Here is a 17,697-nt window from a genome sequence, read left to right as displayed (position 1 = left end):
GTCAGCGAGCCTTCGCTTCGAGATTGCGGGTCAGGAAGCTCGACAGGAAGACGATCGCCAGCGCGATCACGAGCATGATGCAGGCCATCGCGGAGCCGAGTTGATAGTCGCGGAAGTTGAGGAACGCCTTCGCCATCACCATCGACATCGTCATGTAGCGCTCGCCAATGAGAAGGCCCGGCGTCACATAGGCCGCCACCGAGAGCGCGAAGACGATCGACGAGCCGGCGATCACGCCGGGCATGGTCAGCGGCAGGAAGACGCGCCGGAAGGTGTTGAGCGGCGAGGTGCCGAGCGTCGCAGCCGCGTCGAGATAGCGCGCGTCGAGCATGCGCATCACCGAATAGAGCGGCAGGATCAGGAAGGGCAGGAAAACGTTGACCATGCCGATCACCAGACTCATCTCGGTGAAGACGAAGCGCATGGGCGCGTCCGTCAGCCCGGTGTTCATCAGGAACCAGTTCAGGATGCCCTCGCGCCTGAACATGATCGTCAGCCCGAAGGTCTTGACGATGATGCTGACCGTCAGCGGCAGGAAGACCAGCGCGAACAGGATCACCTGGAACATGCCCTTCGCCCGGCTGAGCGCATAGGCTGCGGGGTAGCCGAGCAGGAGCGTGATCAGCGTGACGCGGAAGGCGAGCGTCAGCGAGTCCCAGATCACGCCGCGATAATAGGCATCGCCCAGGATGCGACCATAGCCGGCGAGCGAGAACCCGTCCGGCCCGACGACGCTCTTCGACATCAGCAGGGCGAGCGGGAAGGCGAAGACGAGCCCCATGAAAAGCAGGCCCGGCAGCGCCATCACGAAACGCGGGTCGATCTCGATGCGCCGCCCGGGCGGAGCGCTCTCGACGGGGTAGGGGATCGTGCTCATGGCGCGGGGAACAGCATGGTGTCGGCGATGCGCCAGCGCAGCGAAAGCTCGGCCCCTGCGACGAGCCCGCCCGGCGGCAGCCGCGCGAGATCGACCTGGATCGCCTCGTCCCGGGCCGGGCCATGGAAATGCAGCTGGGTCTTGGCACCGAGATAGACTATGTCGGCGAGCGTCGCCTTGACGGTGTTGAACTCCGCCGCAGGTCCCTCGCCGAGCATGATCGCCTCGGGGCGAACCGCGGCGACGACCTTGCTGCCGGTGAGATAGCCGCCGGGAGCGCGAATCCGGCCGAGCGCGGTGTCGATCTCGACCTGCCCGCCGGACGACTGGGCGACGCTGCCGGGCAGGCGCGTCGACTGTCCGACGAATTCGAGCACGAACAGGCTCTTCGGATCGGTGTAGATCTCGCCCGGCGCACCGAAATGCTCGATCTGGCCCTGATTCATCACCGCGATCCGGTCGCTCATCACCAGCGCCTCGTCCTGGTCATGCGTCACGAAGATCGAGGTGATGCCGAGGTCGCGAAGGATATGGCGCAGCTCGATCTGCATGGTCTCGCGCAGCTTGCGGTCAAGCGCCGAGAACGGTTCGTCGAGCAGCAGGATCGCGGGTTCGACGGCGATCGCGCGGGCGACCGCGATGCGCTGCTGCTGCCCGCCCGAAAGAGCGGTGACCGAGCGCTCGGCGAAATCCTGCATGCGCACCAGCGCGAGCGCATCAGTGACGCGGCGTTTCAGCTCGGCGCCATCGATCCTGCGGTTGCGCAGGCCGAAGCCGACATTCTCGGCCACCGTCAGATGCGGGAACAGGGCGTAGTTCTGGAACACCACCCCGACATTGCGCTTGTGCGGGGGCGTGCGCGTCAGGTCGCGGCCGCCGATCGTGATCGTGCCGAAATCCGGCAGCATCAGCCCGGCGATCAGCCGCAGCAGCGTGGTCTTGCCGCAGCCGGAAGGGCCGAGCAGGGAGACGAACTCCCCCTGGCCGACCGAGAGGGCGAGATCCTGCAGCACGGTGTTGGCGCCGAAGCGCTTGCCCAGCTGCTTGATCTCGACATGGGCGGCGGCGGCCGCCGCCGCCGTCGTCGGGGGCGCTGCCGCCAGGGCGACGGCGCTCATCGCGCCGCGACCTCGCGCTCGAAGCGCTCGATCCAGCGATTGCGGTTGTCGGCGAAGTATTCCCAGTCGAGCACCACCATCTCGGGGAAGCTCATGCCTTCGGGCAGCTTGGTCGCGGTGTTGGTCGGCTTCGAGAAGAAGGCCTTGGCGACGGTCGCCTGCGTCTCGGCGTTGAGCAGCTCGTTGATGAAGGTGATGCCGAGATCCTTGTTCGGGCCGTTGGCGACGAGCGCCACGCCGGCCGGCATCGCGATCACGCCCTCCTTCGGATAGGACTGGTCGATCGGCGCGCCGGCGGCCTTGCGGAACAGCGTCGTGCGCGAATCCGGTGCGAGATAGGCCGAGCATTCGCCGGTCTCGAGCAATTGCTGGGCCTGCGGCGCATTGGTCGAGACCTGCAGGATGTTGGGCCTGAGCTCCTTGAGCTTGCCGAAGCCCTCGTCTGCGAGCTTGAGGCACTCGGCCAGCGGCTTGCCTGTGGCGAGCTGCGTCGCGGCGAGCAGCGGCGCCACCGCCTGGGTGATGCGCATCGAGATCAGGATCAGCCCGTCGCGATACTTCTTGTCCCAGAAATCGGCATAGCTGGCGACGCCGTTCGGCATACTCTTGGTGTTGTGCGAGGCCGAGCACATCGGCTGACACCAGTTCGCCCACATCGCTTCGTTCGGCTTGGCGTCGGCGGAGAGCTGGGCGAGGTTGGTGATGTCCGCCGGCAGCTTCTCGATCAGCTTCTCGCGCTGGGCAAGTACCAGCACCGGATCGTCCATCATCGTCACCGTCATGGTGGGACGATCCTTGTTGTTGCGGATCTTCTCGAGGTTGATCAGCGAATTGGTGCCCTCGAACAGGATCTTCATGTTGTGCTTCTTCTCGATCAGCGGGAAGAGCACGTCGGTCAGGCCGGGCGAGGCCGGGCCGCCGATGAAGATCTCGCGGGTCTGCGCCCGCAGCACGTTCGGGAAGCCGGTCACGGCGGCGGCGGCCGAGCCGGCGAGGAGGCTGCGGCGGGACATCTTGAAGGGCATGGTCGTCTCCGGGGTCTTGCTGAAAGGCTGCTGGCGGATCACTCGGCGGCGCGCAGGGGCATGTCCTCGAGGACGGTGCCGGTGACCGGGTCGAAGGGGATCGGGAACACGCCGCGCGGCGCGATCTCGGGATAGGGCGCGCGCGGCACGAAGGCGCCGCCGCCTACCGCGCCGACCACCTCGTCATCGGCGAAGACGCAGGTGCCGCGCAGATAGGTCGCGACCACCTTTCCGGTGACCTCGCGCCCCTCATAGGGCGTGTAGTCGCCTCCATGATGCTGGCCGGCATTGGTCAGGGTCTGGCGTGCGGCGGGATCGAACAGCACGAGGTCGGCGTCAGTGCCGACGGCGATCGTGCCCTTCTTCGGGTAGAGGCCGTAGAGCTTGGCCGGGCGCGTGGCGACGAGGTCGACGAATTTCGACAGGTCGATGTTCCCCTTGCCGACGCCCTCGTGGAAGATCAGCGGCAGACGCGCGGCGAGGCCCGGAATGCCGTTCGGCACCTTGTTGAACGGGCCGTTCTCGCCGGCGACCTTCTTGCCGCGCGGGTCGTCGAAACGGGTCGGCGCATGGTCGGAGGAAATCACGCCGATCGTGCCGGCCCTGATCGCCTGCCACAGCCCCTCGGCCTCGGCCGGGCCGCGCGGTGCCGGCCCGAACATGAACTTGGCGCCCTCAAAGCCCGGCCGGTCGAGATCCTTGGCGGTGATGGTGAGATATTGCGGGCAGGTCTCGCCCCAGACCTTGAGCCCGCGCGCCTGGGCGCGGGCGATTTCCTCCGCCGGTTCGGGCCCCGAGACGTGGAAGACCTGGATCGGTACGTCCAGCACCTCGGCGATGGCGACGATGCGCGAGATCGCCTCGCGCTCGACCACGGTCGGCTTGGCCCAGGCATGGTATTTCGGCGCCGTCAGCCCGGCTGCGACCAGCCGCTCGCTGAGATAGGCGATCAGCGCGTGGTGCTCGGCATGGACGCAGACCAGCGCGCCGGCCTTGCGCGCCGCGGCGAGCGTCCGGATCAGCTGGGCATCGTCGAGGCCGATGCCGTCATAGGTCATGAAGACCTTGACCGAGCGGCAGCCGCTCTCGATCAGCCCCGGCAGCTCGTCCTGCAGCACGGTATCGGTCGGGTCGCTGATCGTCAGGTGGAAGGTGTAGTCGACCCGCGCCTTGCCTGCGGCGACGCGATAGTCCTCCACGGCGGTCTTGAGCGACTGCCCGCGCAGTTGCGAGGCGAAACAGATCACGGTGGTCGTGCCGCCGGCGGCGGCCGAGGCCGTGCCCGTCTCGAAGGTGTCGCACATCTGCGCCGGACCGGCGGAGGGCTGCTCGAGATGCACATGCGTGTCGACGCCGCCGGGCAGCACCAGCAGGCCGCTCGCATCGACCACGTTGGCGCCGTCGAGCTCGGCTGCGATCACGGTCACGACGCCGCCCGAAATGCCGATATCGGCCCTTGCGACATCGCTGGCGGTGACCACCGTGCCCCCCTTGATGACAAGATCGAAGGTGCTGGGCATAGGCAGTCTCCAGGCAAGGCGTGATTGGTAACGAGGTGGAGCGCCGTCGGCGGTGCAACGGTGCCGGTCTTCGCATTCGGCTGTGCGGATCACGCAAGCGCCGTGCCAGTCAGGCGCAGGCAGACTCCAGGTGCGCATTCCCGCAGCCAGGACAGCCATCCGCGCAGATCAGGGACCAGCGCCCAGGTTGACGCGAGCGGCGCGCTGCCAGTCACAAGGCGAGTTAGCCGGTCAGGTGCAAGCGCTTCGTTATCGACAGTTGCTTACATCTTGGTCGCGGTGCGCAAAGCGTAAGCTGGCGCCGTGAGTGCGTGTCTCCGCTCCCTTGAGAGCGAGTTCGATCGCTGCAGCATGTCACCGGACACGCGCATAGTTGAATCTAGGACATTGCGGGCCATCCTCAAACGCTACATGAATGACGTCTCACACCGGAAGCGCAGCGCCCATATCGTGATCTCGCGGATCGAGGTGCTCCTGCGTCGTCAGCTCTGTCGCCGGACATTGCCGCTGTTGCCGACCTCGGATCTCGCGACTTCAGGGTCATGCGCGCAGCGATCGTCCCGTTTGAAGAGGTCGAATCGCGCTCGACCTATGTGGATAGCGCGAAAGCCTGGCGCTTCATTCTTCGAGATTCCGTGCGGGATTTAGCGGGCGTGACCGACGTCATCGGCGATCTACGGGCGGCCGCGCTATTAATCCAAGGCGGTCTGAGCTCACGGATGCCGCAACTTGGTCCCGCCACAACCGCGGCGCGCCCGACACGCTTCGAACGTGTGTCCTTTGTCACCTTGGCCCTTCGCCCCCTTGCAAAATCCCGCATTGCCGAAGCGCCGATGATCGGCTATCCACCTTCCACGGTTTGCGCCCGTAGCTCAGCTGGATAGAGCGTTGCCCTCCGAAGCTGGGTTTTCGCCGAAAGCGCTGCCCAAATACACCCAAATTCACAACAGGTTGCGCTGCGAACTGGCGCTCTAAACGCGATCGCAACTCGGCTCGGCACGACCGCGCCACGCGCAGGTTGATCACCGGGTCGAACGTGCGAGAAAAAGCGCCGCGGTCGATCATCGCTAGATGATATCCTCGCTTTCGAATCGAGGACGTAGGCAGGGAGTCCGACCTTGAATAGCATTCCGAGCGGGCGCTTTGTCGTGCTCGATTTCGAGACGACCGGACTCAGCCCTGCGATGGGCGCGCGGGTGATTGAGGTGTCGGCTCGCGAAGTGGTGGATGGCCGAGCAGGTCACGAATTTCTTACCTTCGTCGATCCAGGCGTCCGCGTGCCGGCCGAGATAACGCAGATCACCGGCATAACCACTGCGATGCTAAGCGGCGCACCGACCTCGGCCGTAGCCATGCATAAATTGACGTCTTTCATCGGATCATCGCCGATCGTTTGTCACAACGCTGGCTTTGACCGGCGATTTTACGAACACGAGGCGAGCGAGTTTCTCGATGGGCAGCCAGTTCGCGCTTTCTGCACTTTGCTGTTGGCTCGGCGCGTATTTCCGGGCCGGAAAAGCTATCGCCTAGGCGGCCTTATCGACGAGATGGGCATCGCGTCCCCCGGTCGCCTTCATAGGGCGAGTGCAGATACATTTGTCACCGCGCACCTATTCGATCGTATCTGCGCGGACGCACGCTCTCGCTGTCGCGCCGAGCACTTTGATCACGACGTGTTGCACCGGCTGCAGCGGATCCGGATCTCAGGAGCACATGACTGGTTGGCGACATTGGGTAGCCCTGCCCCTTCAACTTGCGGCAACTCCGGGGCACTCGGGCGCGGCACGCCAAACACAAGCTCGTTGAGCTAACCCCAATGGCCTCCTGCTCCTGACGATCGTTGGCTTCGATTCGGCCTGGACAGATGAGCTCACAGCACCTGGCGTCGCCTGCGCTATTCGACGAATGCTCACTGCGGGCCTCTGTCCCCTTGTTCCAACTGGACGGCCCGAACAGCTTCCAGCGCGACCAACGCTGCGGCAACCTTTGCGCGTGCTTCCTCGATGTCAGCCATGACCAAGCAGTCGCTCCGATGTATGGCCGCCAGGAAAGCCGCAAGAACCGCAGGGCAATTCGCGGCCAGTCCCAGGAAGTGATCGCCACTGGGAGCGCGCTCGCCAGAGAGCCAGTTCTTCACAGTTCGGTCGTTTGCGCCAGTCCAGAGCGCCACCGTTTTGATCTTAGATGACTGCCCCTTGAGCGAAGTCCGTAAGGCTGTCGCCACCAAGCGTGCGAATGACGGCGCACGACGCCTGGGCAAGATGTTACCCGTCTGAGGAAAGGACATTCCGCCGCCTCCGCGCTTGACTGACCGGCGACGTCCGCCGGCTTCCGAGACGTCGATCGTGGAGTGGCTTTGTGTGAGTAGAGCTGAGGGATCGAGTCGGATTGCGCGGATCGGCCCGGAGAGGTCACGACGGGCGGCTGCCTATGTCAGAATGTCGACCGACCACCAGCGCTACTCGACCGAGAACCAACTAGACTCGATCAAGCGCTTTGCCGAGGCCCGCGACTTCGAGATCGTCCGGATCTACGAGGACGCCGGTAAGAGCGGCCTGAACCTAGAGGGTCGCGATGCCTTTCAGCGCCTACTGGCTGACGTGGAGCGGGGCACCGCCGACTTCGGCGCCATCCTGGTCTACGACGTCAGCCGCTGGGGCCGCTTCCAGAACGCCGACCACGGTGCACACTTGGAGTTCCTTTGCTCCCGCGCTGACATCGTCGTCCACTATTGCGCCGAGCAGTTTGAGAACGACGGCAGCATCGGCTCGAACCTGCTGAAGACCGTGAAGCGGGTCATGGCCGGCGAATACAGCCGGGAGCTGTCGGTCAAGGTGTTCGCCGGCCAGTGCCGCCTAGTCGAGAAGGGGTATCGTCAGGGCGGCATGGCTGGCTACGGCCTGAGGCGTCTCCTAATTGACGAGAACGGCGAACCTAAGTCCGAGCTCTCGATCGGCGAGCGCAAGAGCCTCCAGACCGATCGCGTGATCCTCATCCCCGGTCCAGCCGAGGAGGTGGAAGTCGTCCGGCGCATCTATCGCCTCTTCGTCGATTTCGGCGTGCAGGAGGCTCAAATTGCGGCCCGCCTGAACCTCGAGGGAATCGTCACGGACCTGGGGCGCCCCTGGACGCGCGGCACCGTCCATCAGGTCCTGACCAATCCGAAATACATCGGCGACAACGTGTTCAACCGGGTCAGCTTCAAGCTGAAGATGCGCCGGGTCGTGAACACGCAGGAGCACTGGGTCCGAGCCCGCGGCGTGTTCACCGCCATCGTCGACGTCGTCACCTTCGAGCGCGCGGCCAGGATTGTGGAAGACCGCAGCCGGAGGATGAACGACGCTGAGCTCATCGACCTGCTCCGGTCGCTACTGGAGGCTCAGGGGTCGCTGTCCAGCCTCGTCATCGACGAGCGGGAGGACATGCCGTCGAGCAGTGTCTATCGGAGCCGCTTCGGCAGCCTGCTACGCGCCTATCACCTCGTCGGCTACAGTCCGCGGCGGGACTACCGCTACATCGAGATCAACCGGCGCCTGCGGGCGATGCACCCGGATGTCGTTACCATGGTGATCGACGGCCTGCGCGTCGCCGGCGGCGAGGTTCTCGTCGATCCCGAGACTGGGCTGATCGACGTCAACGGCGAGTTCACCGCCTCGGTCGTCGTAGCGCGCTGCGGCGAGACGCAAGCAGGCTCGCCGCGCTGGCGCATCCGGCTCGACGCCGGCCTGGCTTCCGACATCACAATCGCCGTGCGTATGGAGCGCGGCAACGTCTCCCCACTCGACTACTACCTGCTCCCGCGCCTCGACATGACCGAGCCGAAGCTTCGGCTCGCCGAGAACAACGGCCTGTCACTGGACGGTTATCGCTTCGAGACCCTGGACTTCCTGTTCTCCCTGGCGGCCCGAGCCCAATTCGAGGAGGCGGCATGACCGAAGCCAAGCACACTCGCGTGGAGATGATCCCGATCGACCGGATCATCATCCTAAACCCACGCGTCCGGAACCGACGCAAGTTCCTTGAGGTGGTCGAAAGCATCAAGACGGTCGGGCTAAAGCGCCCGATCCGGGTCAACACTATGATTGGCCCGGACGGTCAACGCTCCTACGGCCTCGCCTGTGGTCAGGGCCGTATTGAAGCATTCCGGGAGCTAGACCGGACAGAGATCCCAGCCATTGTAACTGAGGCGACGCAGGAGGAGTGCCTCCTGATGAGCCTGGTCGAGAACTGCGCCCGCCGGCAGCATCGTTCCATCGACCTGCTTCAAGACGTCACGACCTTGCGCAAACGCGGCTATAACGACCGCCAGATTGCCGAGAAAATTGGCACCTCGCCAGAGTGGGTCAACATGATGGCCACGCTTATCGAGAAGGGCGAGCAACGCCTTATCGAGGCCGTCGATGCGGGGACAATTCCAATCTCGGTCGCGATTGAGATTGCGCGCGCCGATGACGAGACCATCCAGCAAATGCTGGCAGAAGCTTACACTGAGGGGAGAATCTCTGGCCCGCGGCTGATCAAGATGAGGCGCCTTATCGAGCAGCGGACGCGAAGCGGCAAACACGTGTCGACGAACCCGTTTGGAAAGAAACTTAGCAGGGCCAGATCTTCGGAGGCATTTGTCCGCATTTTTCAGCAAGAAGCCGATAAGCAGCGCCTCCTGGTGAAGAAGGCCGAAGTCACGGAAACCCGCCTGCTTTTCGTGGTCGAAGCGCTCAAGAATCTGCGAGCCGATGAGAATTTCATAACTCTGCTGAGGGCCGAGCGCCTCGACACGATGCCGAAAGACCTGGAGAGCCGCATCCTAGGAGTGCCGGCATGAGCGAAACACTCAACCAGACACGGATCGCCTTCGAGCCAGAGTGCATCACCGTGCCGATCACGTCGCTCTTGCCCGTTCGGCCGCCTCGAGCGTCGGTCAAGGCAAGTCATAAGTATCAGCAGATCCGAACCTCGGTGGTTGAGATCGGCCTGGTCGAGCCGCCAGTGATAGCCAGGATCGACGGTAATCCGGAAAGCTTCCTTCTTCTCGACGGCCACGTCCGCATCGAGATCCTGAAGGACCTTGGCAAGACCGAGATAGAATGCCTCGTATCGACCGACGACGAGAGCTTCACCTTTAACAAGCGGATCAGTCGGCTCTCAGCCGTCCAAGAGCACGCCATGATCCTGAAGGCGATTGCCCGCGGGGTATCAAAGGAGAAAATCGCGAGCGCGCTAGGGATGCACGTCAACAGCGTGAAACGGAAGGCAACCCTACTCGATGGCGTCTGCCATGAGGTTGTGTCGATGTTGAAGGACACAATGTGCCCGATGGCAGTGTTCGAGATTTTGAAGCGGATGAAGCCACTACGCCAGATCGAAGCGACCGAATTGATGATCGCCGCGAACAACTACACAGCTGTCTACGCCACGGCGCTGCTCGCTGGGACGCCAACAAACGAACTCGCCGGAGAGAGGAAGTCGAAAAAGGTGCGCGGAGTTACTCCAGAGGCTATGATCAAGATGGAGAAGGAACTCACCCGACTGCAGGAATCGATGTCCGAGATCCAAGAGACCTACGGAAAAGAGCATCTTCAGCTGACCGTTGTGAAAGGCTACCTCGGAAAACTTCTCGGAAACCCGCGGATCGTGCGCTACTTGCTACAGAACCGCCCAGAGTATCTTGAGCATTTCCAAGCGATAGCTGATGCGAACTCGTTCTCCGACCAAGCGGCTTGATTGATTTGCTCCACATCGGCGGATTGCGGGCCGACACGTTGGTGCTCGGAACCTGCCGACACTCGAATCCAATCGCCACTTGCGAAGCGAGAGAAGATTGCCCCTAGAGCCCGGCGAGATCACGCAGATTACCGGCATCACCACCGCGGATGCTGGACGGTGCACCGACCTCGGCTGTTGCGATGCCTCAGTTGGCCTCGTTCATCGGAAGCTCGCCTATCGTTTGTCACAACGCGGGTTTCGATCGAAAATTCTACGAGCACGAGGCCAGCGAGTTTCTCGATGGGCGACCCGTTCGCACTTTTTGCACGCTCCTCTTGGCTCGACGCATATTTCCGGGTCGAAAAAGTTATCGTCTAGGCGGCCTTATCGACGAAATCGGCATCGCGTCCCCTGGTCGCCTTCATAGGGCTAGCGCAGATACGTTTGTTACAGCCCACCTATTCGATCGCATCTGCGCGGACGCTCGCTCTCGCTGTCGCGCCGAGAATTTCGATCACGACGTGTTGCACCGACTGCAGCGGATCCGGATCGCGGGAGCACATGACTGGCTGGCTGCATTAGGTAGCGCTGCCGCTGCGCATGGCAAACCTGGATCACTCGAGCCCGGCTCGTCGAACATGAGCTCGTTAAACTGGACACAATGACCTCTTGCTCCTGAAGGAATCGTTGGCTGGCCTAGGCGAAAAAATTCACCACACTGGAACCGGCGTGTCGGAGATAGTCGCGGCGTTGTCGATCTATTCTTGATGAAGGCGGACCGACGCGGTCCGTGAGGTCTAGGTCATGGGGCTGCGAGATTCCGAAAAACGTCCGATCCTGCTTCCCAGGCCGATACAATACTCGCCCAAATCGACGTCTTCAGTGTCGACAGGTCGACGTTTCCTGCCTCAACAAATGTCGCGATGATGAGCAAGAGCACGACGACAACGACGACGCGACGCGTCCGGCGCTCGGTGATACGATAGTCCTCGATCGCCCCCGAAAGTGGTGTTCCAGCGAGTTCGCGGTAATCGTCGTCATCCAGGAACGCATAGAGCTTGGTTCGCCACGCGGCCCGACTTTTTTCCAGTGACGCGAGGAAGCGGCGGTTAATGGTGACCGTGAGCCAAAACGACGCGACGAAGTAGGTTGCGACCAGCAGGTAGATGGTGGAGAAGGCAAAGGAGGACGGCACCGTCTTGGCGGCGTCCAGGCCGAAGCGGACGGCCAAAACGCCGATCGCCACGGCGACATCCCGCCATACGCTGCTCGCCAAGTCACGCGCCTGCTGGACAAGCTTCTGAACGTCGTCTGCGAGCGTCTTTCGTAGATCCGCAAGGGCCTTCAGCGTGTCCTTGCTGCCAGCCCGAAGATGCGACTTGTAGAGGAGCCGCGCGGAATCAAGTGACGATTCGATTTTCGCTTTCAGCCCCGCCGTGAACGATCTGCCTGTAGGCCATTCTCTGGCCAACTCGGCTGACAAGAAGGTATGGCGAACCTCGACATCGGTTCCCTCCAGATAGACCCACGCCGCCGCCTGTTGCAGGGTCACGAACGGGATGTTGGCGACGCTGAACCGACCAAGTTCGAGACGGCGTGGCGGTTGCCCAGAGAGACTGACACGCTCTTCGCCGTCTTCGACGTAGAGCTCATTGGCGAGCGACCGAGCGATCATCGAGGCGGAAACCGCGATCCAGGCCTGCCAGGCTGGTCCTCGGCCATGATCACCGTCGACGATCCATGGCTCTATCCTAGACGGCGCCATCAGCCCCGACGACTGGGATCGGACCTGACGTCTCGGGCTCCCATCGCGCGGCGAAGACATGTCGGGACCGGCAACGGGGGCGCCCTCCCACGTCTCTACCTCGAAGGCGCGGGTCCTGAAGCGGCCCTCATCGAACGCCAGCCGAACCGCCGTGCTTGACGAAACCCGAGTGTCGTCGAGTAATAGGGATCGCCAACCTTCTTGCGTGAACAGGTGAGGCGCGTTCAGGCTCGACGCGAACGCCACGGTGATGCGGACCCGGTCGCCCTCGACTGCGTCGCGAGGTTGAATGGGGTCGTCCGCAGGGTCGATGCAGGAGAACGTTAACCAGGCCGGCGCCTCGTCAGAGACGACTTGCCACGCATCGAGCGCGGCGCGTGTCAGCGATCCGGACAGGTTCAGCCTGCCGGGGTCTTCGCCGATCCCCAGATCTGCTGCGGCACGGCTTGCCTCAACGGCGGCGTGCACCCGTGTCGATATCGACATCGTCGCTCTTCACACCCGTGGTGACGATTACGATTTCCTTGCGGCCATCCGGTCGGGGCCGCACGCTTGGCCTGTGATCCTCGTCGTAGAGGATCTGCGTGCCTTCGTCCGTTTCCAGCCGGCGTCGCCGGGGCTTCTGCACCTTCTCGGGGTTGATGTCGAAGGTTTCCTCGGACACCCCGTGCTGCTTCAGGTTGCGCGTCAAGGTCCGACGCAGCGGTGCGTCCTCCGGAATCTGACCGAAGATGGCGGTGAGGATGGGCTCGAAGGCCTCCGGGTCGAAACGATGGCCCTGCCGCATGACCTCGTAGATGCGGTTGACACCGCTACGCTGGATCTCCTCTGGCAAGCCGGCGCGGTGTTCCTTAAAGGTGGCCTTGAACGCCTCGACAAGTTTCCCGCTCATCTCGTCGGGAGAATTCACCCGGCGCACCTTGAGGAATCGCTCGAAGTAGTCGGAGATGTGGGCGGTGTTGGAGCGATCCCTCACCATCACGCGCCCGCCCGCACCGGCTCCGAGGCGAACCAGAGCGATCTTCTGCATCGCCTCCGGCTTGCGGACAAACGTCTCCTGGAACCGTTCAAGCCGCGGCACCTGAGGTTCATCTCCGTTCCTGAGGATGTAACGGACAACGTCCTCGTTGTCGTATTTGATCAGGGCATAAACTGGCGCACCCCCGCCAACGCCAAGCTCGAACACGAAGAACACGCCCGCGCTGGTGACCTTCGAGTGCTGGTCCTGGAATTCCATCGCCAAGGCCTGGCTCTGTTCTGTAAATGCATCTGCGTTGCCGCTGATCTCCCGCAGCACGCGCTCGGCGTCCGATCGGGGCCGGAACTCGAACAGGTTACCCTTCAACGCCGACCGGACCCGGTCGACGAAGAAGTCGGTATGCTGGGGCGGCGCGATCTCCTCCAGCAAAATCGGCTCCTCCAGCGGCTTGCCCACGACGTGGAAGATCATGCGCCGAATCTGGAGCGCGGCCTTCTCGTCATCCGTTAGGAATGCCATCCAATCCCCCTCTTACGCCGTCCCACCGAAGCCCAAATCAAGGGACGGCTTTTTTGGCAGTTTCGGGCAGGCGTTAAGCTTACGCAACGTGCGGTTGATCGACACTGAGAAGTAGCTGTCGAATGCGCCTCTTTTTGTTCACTATATGTTCAAATTGCTGAACGCAATGGGGGCCGATGAGGCTGCTGCTGTCATGCGGCGGATTACGGGCGCTCGCCAGTCCGATAGCCCTCAGGACGTGGTAAGCGAGAGAGCATTGCCTCCGAAAGGCAGTCGAGATCCGCTCCCCGACGCTCGGAAGTCCTTGATCCTGCGGGGAGCTCTCTCTCGCTGACCGTGCGCCATGAGCGCCGCGGCACAATCGCGCCACATCGGCTCCGGGATTTCCTATGCCGCGGCTGGAAACCTCCTTGGCGAGCCACTGCCGGCGTCCTCTAGTGCTTAGAGGATCGAGGCGAGACCGCAATGGCGACCATCAGAAAGCTCCGAGGACGTTGGCAGGCGCAAGTGCGACGGCGCGGCATGCCCCCTCGCGCGAAGAGCTTCGACCAGAAGACCGATGCCGAGAAGTGGGCCAGGTCACTTGAATCAGAACTCGATCGCTGCGGCTCGATGCCTGACACACGGGTCGCTGAATCGACCACGCTCCGCGAGATCCTCGCTCGCTACATCATCGAGGTCTCGCCCCGCAAGCGGAGCGCTGCAACCGAGATATCTCGCATCAAAGCGCTCATGCGTCGCCCGATCTGTCACCGGACGTTGAGCCTGCTCTCGACATCAGACCTCGCCACGTATCGCGACGATCGCTTGAAGACGGTCGCGCCTGCGACCGTGACGAAAGAGCTGAACTCGTTGTCGCACGCGATCGACACCGCGATGCGCGATTGGGGCATCCACCTTCATAAAAACCCCGTCAAGCTCGTGAGACGCCCTGCTGCTCCCAAGGGTCGCAATCGTCGTCTTGTAGCCGACGAAGAACAGCGCCTGCTTGATGCCGCCGACAGCGGTCGAAACGAGGTGATGCGCGACCTGATCATCTTGGCGATCGAAACCGGCATGCGTCGGGGCGAGCTGCTGTCGCTCGACTGGAGTCATATCAACCTCGAGAGCAGAGTCGCGCACCTCCCATTGACGAAGAACGGCGAGAGCCGCGACGTCCCGCTGTCCACCCGCGCGACGATGGTGCTCCAGCGACTCAGAGAGAGTCAGGGAGCGCCATCGTCGGGTCGTCCGCTACCCACGTCCCAGAGCGCGGTCGTGCAAGCGTGGGGCCATCTGTGCGGTCGTGCTGGAATTACCGGTTTGCACTTTCACGATCTGCGGCATGAAGCCGTCTCGCGCTTATTCGAGAAAGGGTTTAACGTCATCGAGGTCGGTAGTATTTCTGGTCATCGCGAACTTCGTATGCTCGCGCGTTACACTCATCTGCGCGCCTCTGACCTCGTCGATCGCCTGAGATAGTCGACGACACGGACAGCGAAGTCCTAGATAGACACGCTTGCGCGCTGGGGGATGCAGGCAATCTGCCGGCTCTCAGAGCGCTATCCTTGCCTGTCGGATTCCGCCTGAGGATGCACCGAAGGGTCGGCCGCCTCATCGGATCGTGGCAACAACACCCTGGCCGAATGCCTGGCCGAAGGTCAGATTCCCGTACACGAACTGACCGCGCGTCCCGTCGGTCAGCTTCACGATCGCCGATCCAGACATCAGATCGGGCGTCCTGGTCACGACAATCTGCCCCTGCTTGCCGTTCGAGCATTTGCCGGCCAGCACGAGAGCCGGGTTGGGATCGCGCACCTGATACTCACCACTGCATCGGGCCCCGCCTGGGATCTGAACCCAAAAGGTGCCGACACCGTTGTTGAACGCGGTGATCTGCCCTGCGGCAGGCGTGGAGCCGAACTGACCCGTCACCGGCAGCCGGAACATTGCAACGGGCTCACCCGGCGGAGCAGCGACGCACGCCCCCAGAATGCTGCCCAACAATGCTGTGCTCACAAAAGGGCGTCTCATCGCGTCTTGTCTCCAAATGGTCACGCCGATCATCGCTTCGCGCGACCTCGGCACCAGGAAGCAGACCTCTCCGGAAATAGCGATGCTCATCGGCGCACCGTGGAGATCGACCGATCCCACCAGTTTCCCAGCAGGCCCCATAGCAACCGGCAGCCGGTCCGATAGATGCGTGTGCTCTCTGACTCATTGGAGCGCAGCATGACCATCAAGAAACGAGCAGCCCTGGCCCTTATGGCCCTTCTGTCATCGCCCCTCGTTGGCTCGGCGCAGGCTGAGGAGTTCACGCGTATGGACGTCCTGGCGCTCATCAATCGGGATGTCCGCAACTGGACGCTGAACGCGGACGAGATGCGTCTCGACATCGAGACTGTCCGCATTCCCCGTGCCTCCGGCGAGCAGGGTAAGGTCTGCGGACCGATCGTGTCTCTGCGCCGAACCACAGATCCGAGAGCGCCGAGCTCCTACGCCGCGACACTCTGGATCGAGAAGGGGCAGCTAGTGATCGGAGGCATGTCGCCCTTCTTCATGAACAGCGAGGAGCTCGTCACCACCGACCTTTGCCGATGAGGCTATCACTCGGCTCATCAGCATAGACCCGGCACATAACCGCAGTGACGGCAGAACCCTTCGGCCGCGGTAGCGGCCAGGGGGTATTACCGGACCGAGAAGGCATCAATGCTTCCCGGAGGTCATCACCGGCCCCGTGAGAAAGAGATCCCGGCGCCGCCGGCGCTGGGGGCAAGGCCGAAGGCCGCGCAGGGCGAGCGCAGCGAGCCGGAACCTGTGAATGAGCTGCATCTGAAGCAGCGGAGCCTGGGCCGGAGGATGTCACGCTTTTCGGGATTTTCTGTAGTATATGGGTATGTAGAAGAGAACATACATATATACAGTATAAAGGGAAATTGCCTAGAAGCGTGACTTTTCTGATTGCCCGGCAGAGCAACCCGCTCTGATCTCGCTATATGTCCAGACATCGAGAGATGGAGCGATGAAATGGACGACAGCAACCCGGTTCGCAGTTTCCACAATGACGACAAGCAGTCACGGCACGCAGCACATCAAAAGACGGTGGCTGCTAACAGACACGACAGCCAGCGGGCTTATGACGGCGATCGCCATCTTCGTCGGCTATTCGAGCGCCAGGCATATCGGAAGGCGAAGGAAGAGGCTGGCGGAACGGTTCGTAGCTACCGATCGACGAAGCGCTTGCCCCGCCTCCCCAGCGAGAGCGAGGAAGAGTTCATTAAGCGCATCAGGCGGGAACGGGAACGCGAGCGCCGCGGTGTGAGTGCCGAAACTGTTCGGCCGTATGTCGATCTCTCCTCCCTGACCCTGGCTCAGAAGGCTCAGCGTAAGGCCGAGCAGGCGGCCGAGCGAAAGCGTCGACAGCGCGCTGGGGAGAAGGCCAGAGCTATGGACAATCTCGATCCCGCCGAGTTGCAGGCGATATCGGCGGCGCTGGATGAGCTCGATGCGATATAGGGCGTGCGAACTCAACACGCGTTAATGAGGTCGATCCAAGCTTGCAAAGCCAGGGCCAGATCCGGCTTGGGGCGCTGATTTCTGATTATGGCGCCGCTGACGGCCTTGTCTCGACCATCGTGAAGTCCCCCGAAAGCTTCGCGAGGGGGCAAAGGACCGAAAACCACTGTAATGCCGATCCATGTGTAGCTGGTTCTGAAGCGGCTTTGGCCCGAAGCAGGGGGACGACCGGCTGGCGATTATGGCACCCGGTCAAGCAAACGCGGCCAGAGCCGCGGCCTCACCGCTGCATCTAAATCTGGTTGACCTCGGTCAACCGCAGGCGGCCTTCTGGTCAACTTAGGGTAAACCAGGACGGCCGATATGGTTGCGAATAGGTAATTCAGGGCGTCTGCAGGTCAACCACAACAAGCTTGGGAGCGGCCAAAACCCCCCGAAAGTTTACCCTAGGTTGCCCCTAAGTTGACCAAAAGCCCTCCAGAAAATTTTTCCTGCTCTGTGGATGCGGTTTTTGCGAGACCGGGCGCCTAGGGAGAGGGTGGTTCAACAACGAGCGGAAACGAATCTCTGGTCGCCTAAAGTCGCTAAAATCGTCCAAGCGGCTCCCTGGATCGCCACTCTCCCAATCGGAGAATACACACTCGACGGTCGGGATAGCTTTGCCGATGCGGCGTTAGACTGAGGAATAACTCGGGG

Annotated in this window: 15 protein-coding genes; 8 read left to right on the top strand and 7 right to left on the bottom strand. The window is 62.5% G+C overall.

The genetic code is table 11. From position 1 onward, the window contains the following. Position 1: 1 nt before the first annotated feature. The 4 genes from ASE63_RS13560 to hydA are packed head-to-tail and all read right to left on the bottom strand — an operon-like array spanning position 2 to position 4,540. Complete coding sequence (locus tag ASE63_RS13560; RefSeq protein ID WP_056801857.1) at positions 2 to 877, bottom strand: ABC transporter permease; 876 nt, start codon at positions 875 to 877, stop codon at positions 2 to 4. After that, a complete protein-coding gene (locus tag ASE63_RS13555; protein WP_056801855.1) occupies positions 874 to 1,995 on the bottom strand; it encodes an ABC transporter ATP-binding protein in 1,122 nt (373 codons plus the stop codon). The genes ASE63_RS13560 and ASE63_RS13555 overlap by 4 nt, the downstream gene beginning before the upstream one ends. After that, positions 1,992 to 3,020 carry an extracellular solute-binding protein gene (locus tag ASE63_RS13550; protein WP_156410343.1) on the bottom strand — a complete coding sequence of 343 codons (1,029 nt, stop codon included), beginning with the start codon at positions 3,018 to 3,020 and terminating at the stop codon, positions 1,992 to 1,994. Before ASE63_RS13550 ends, ASE63_RS13555 begins: the two co-directional genes overlap by 4 nt. Positions 3,021 to 3,058: 38 nt before the next feature. Continuing rightward, entirely contained in the window at positions 3,059 to 4,540 is a 1,482-nt protein-coding gene (hydA, locus tag ASE63_RS13545) for a dihydropyrimidinase (protein WP_056801851.1), read from the bottom strand. Between the two features lie 542 nt (positions 4,541 to 5,082). Between hydA and ASE63_RS27260 the strand changes: the two genes are divergently transcribed. The 5 genes from ASE63_RS27260 (at position 5,083) to ASE63_RS13525 (ending at position 10,261) form a co-directional block, all read left to right on the top strand. Then, positions 5,083 to 5,424 (top strand): hypothetical protein, encoded by a 342-nt coding sequence (locus ASE63_RS27260; protein WP_156410342.1) that lies wholly within the window; start codon positions 5,083 to 5,085, stop codon positions 5,422 to 5,424. A gap of 234 nt (positions 5,425 to 5,658) precedes the next feature. Continuing rightward, positions 5,659 to 6,351 carry a 3'-5' exonuclease gene (locus tag ASE63_RS26595; RefSeq protein ID WP_082609926.1) on the top strand — a complete coding sequence of 231 codons (693 nt, stop codon included), beginning with the start codon at positions 5,659 to 5,661 and terminating at the stop codon, positions 6,349 to 6,351. Positions 6,352 to 6,885: 534 nt separating this feature from the next. Then, positions 6,886 to 8,472 carry a recombinase family protein gene (locus tag ASE63_RS13535; RefSeq protein ID WP_348271356.1) on the top strand — a complete coding sequence of 529 codons (1,587 nt, stop codon included), beginning with the start codon at positions 6,886 to 6,888 and terminating at the stop codon, positions 8,470 to 8,472. Beyond that, positions 8,469 to 9,362: a plasmid partitioning protein RepB C-terminal domain-containing protein gene (locus ASE63_RS13530; protein ID WP_056801843.1), complete on the top strand. Its 894-nt coding sequence runs from the start codon at positions 8,469 to 8,471 to the stop codon at positions 9,360 to 9,362. Before ASE63_RS13535 ends, ASE63_RS13530 begins: the two co-directional genes overlap by 4 nt. Then, a complete protein-coding gene (locus ASE63_RS13525) occupies positions 9,359 to 10,261 on the top strand; it encodes a plasmid partitioning protein RepB C-terminal domain-containing protein (protein WP_056801841.1) in 903 nt (300 codons plus the stop codon). Before ASE63_RS13530 ends, ASE63_RS13525 begins: the two co-directional genes overlap by 4 nt. 784 nt (positions 10,262 to 11,045) lie before the next feature. Here the strand turns inward: ASE63_RS13525 and ASE63_RS13520 are convergent. Next, positions 11,046 to 12,494 carry a hypothetical protein gene (locus ASE63_RS13520; RefSeq protein WP_156410341.1) on the bottom strand — a complete coding sequence of 483 codons (1,449 nt, stop codon included), beginning with the start codon at positions 12,492 to 12,494 and terminating at the stop codon, positions 11,046 to 11,048. Next, positions 12,460 to 13,506, bottom strand: coding sequence for a nucleoid-associated protein (locus ASE63_RS13515; protein ID WP_056801837.1), 1,047 nt, complete (start codon positions 13,504 to 13,506; stop codon positions 12,460 to 12,462). The genes ASE63_RS13520 and ASE63_RS13515 overlap by 35 nt, the downstream gene beginning before the upstream one ends. A 465-nt stretch (positions 13,507 to 13,971) precedes the next feature. Between ASE63_RS13515 and ASE63_RS13510 the strand changes: the two genes are divergently transcribed. Next, positions 13,972 to 14,967, top strand: a complete 996-nt coding sequence (locus ASE63_RS13510) for a site-specific integrase (protein WP_056801835.1) — start codon at positions 13,972 to 13,974, stop codon at positions 14,965 to 14,967. A 132-nt stretch (positions 14,968 to 15,099) separates the two neighbouring features. On the opposite strand, the gene ASE63_RS13505 is transcribed toward ASE63_RS13510, so the two are convergent. Continuing rightward, on the bottom strand, positions 15,100 to 15,609 hold the full coding sequence (locus ASE63_RS13505; RefSeq protein ID WP_056801833.1) for a hypothetical protein: 510 nt from the start codon (positions 15,607 to 15,609) through the stop codon (positions 15,100 to 15,102). Positions 15,610 to 15,717: 108 nt separating this feature from the next. Here ASE63_RS13505 and ASE63_RS13500 point away from each other — a divergent pair, with 108 nt between their 5' ends. Further along, entirely contained in the window at positions 15,718 to 16,086 is a 369-nt protein-coding gene (locus tag ASE63_RS13500; protein ID WP_156410340.1) for a hypothetical protein, read from the top strand. Positions 16,087 to 16,512: 426 nt separating this feature from the next. After that, positions 16,513 to 17,001: a hypothetical protein gene (locus ASE63_RS13495; protein WP_056801829.1), complete on the top strand. Its 489-nt coding sequence runs from the start codon at positions 16,513 to 16,515 to the stop codon at positions 16,999 to 17,001. Positions 17,002 to 17,697 lie beyond the last annotated feature (696 nt).

The organism is Allobosea sp. Root381, assembly GCF_001429395.1.
Classification (GTDB): domain Bacteria; phylum Pseudomonadota; class Alphaproteobacteria; order Rhizobiales; family Beijerinckiaceae; genus Allobosea.
Note: the sequence above shows the minus strand (reverse complement) of the source record. Positions and strands in the feature narration are given on the sequence as shown.

Coding starts and splice junctions, on each gene's coding strand:
- ASE63_RS13505 (WP_056801833.1), bottom strand. CDS start 15,609: ATGAGCATCGCTATTTCCGGAGAGGTCTGCTTCCTGGTGCCGAGGTCG.
- ASE63_RS13555 (WP_056801855.1), bottom strand. CDS start 1,995: ATGAGCGCCGTCGCCCTGGCGGCAGCGCCCCCGACGACGGCGGCGGCG.
- ASE63_RS13550 (WP_156410343.1), bottom strand. CDS start 3,020: ATGCCCTTCAAGATGTCCCGCCGCAGCCTCCTCGCCGGCTCGGCCGCC.
- ASE63_RS13515 (WP_056801837.1), bottom strand. CDS start 13,506: ATGGCATTCCTAACGGATGACGAGAAGGCCGCGCTCCAGATTCGGCGC.
- ASE63_RS13510 (WP_056801835.1), top strand. CDS start 13,972: ATGGCGACCATCAGAAAGCTCCGAGGACGTTGGCAGGCGCAAGTGCGA.
- ASE63_RS13560 (WP_056801857.1), bottom strand. CDS start 877: ATGAGCACGATCCCCTACCCCGTCGAGAGCGCTCCGCCCGGGCGGCGC.
- hydA (WP_056801851.1), bottom strand. CDS start 4,540: ATGCCCAGCACCTTCGATCTTGTCATCAAGGGGGGCACGGTGGTCACC.
- ASE63_RS27260 (WP_156410342.1), top strand. CDS start 5,083: ATGCGCGCAGCGATCGTCCCGTTTGAAGAGGTCGAATCGCGCTCGACC.
- ASE63_RS13525 (WP_056801841.1), top strand. CDS start 9,359: ATGAGCGAAACACTCAACCAGACACGGATCGCCTTCGAGCCAGAGTGC.
- ASE63_RS13520 (WP_156410341.1), bottom strand. CDS start 12,494: ATGTCGATATCGACACGGGTGCACGCCGCCGTTGAGGCAAGCCGTGCC.
- ASE63_RS13500 (WP_156410340.1), top strand. CDS start 15,718: ATGACCATCAAGAAACGAGCAGCCCTGGCCCTTATGGCCCTTCTGTCA.
- ASE63_RS13530 (WP_056801843.1), top strand. CDS start 8,469: ATGACCGAAGCCAAGCACACTCGCGTGGAGATGATCCCGATCGACCGG.
- ASE63_RS13495 (WP_056801829.1), top strand. CDS start 16,513: ATGGACGACAGCAACCCGGTTCGCAGTTTCCACAATGACGACAAGCAG.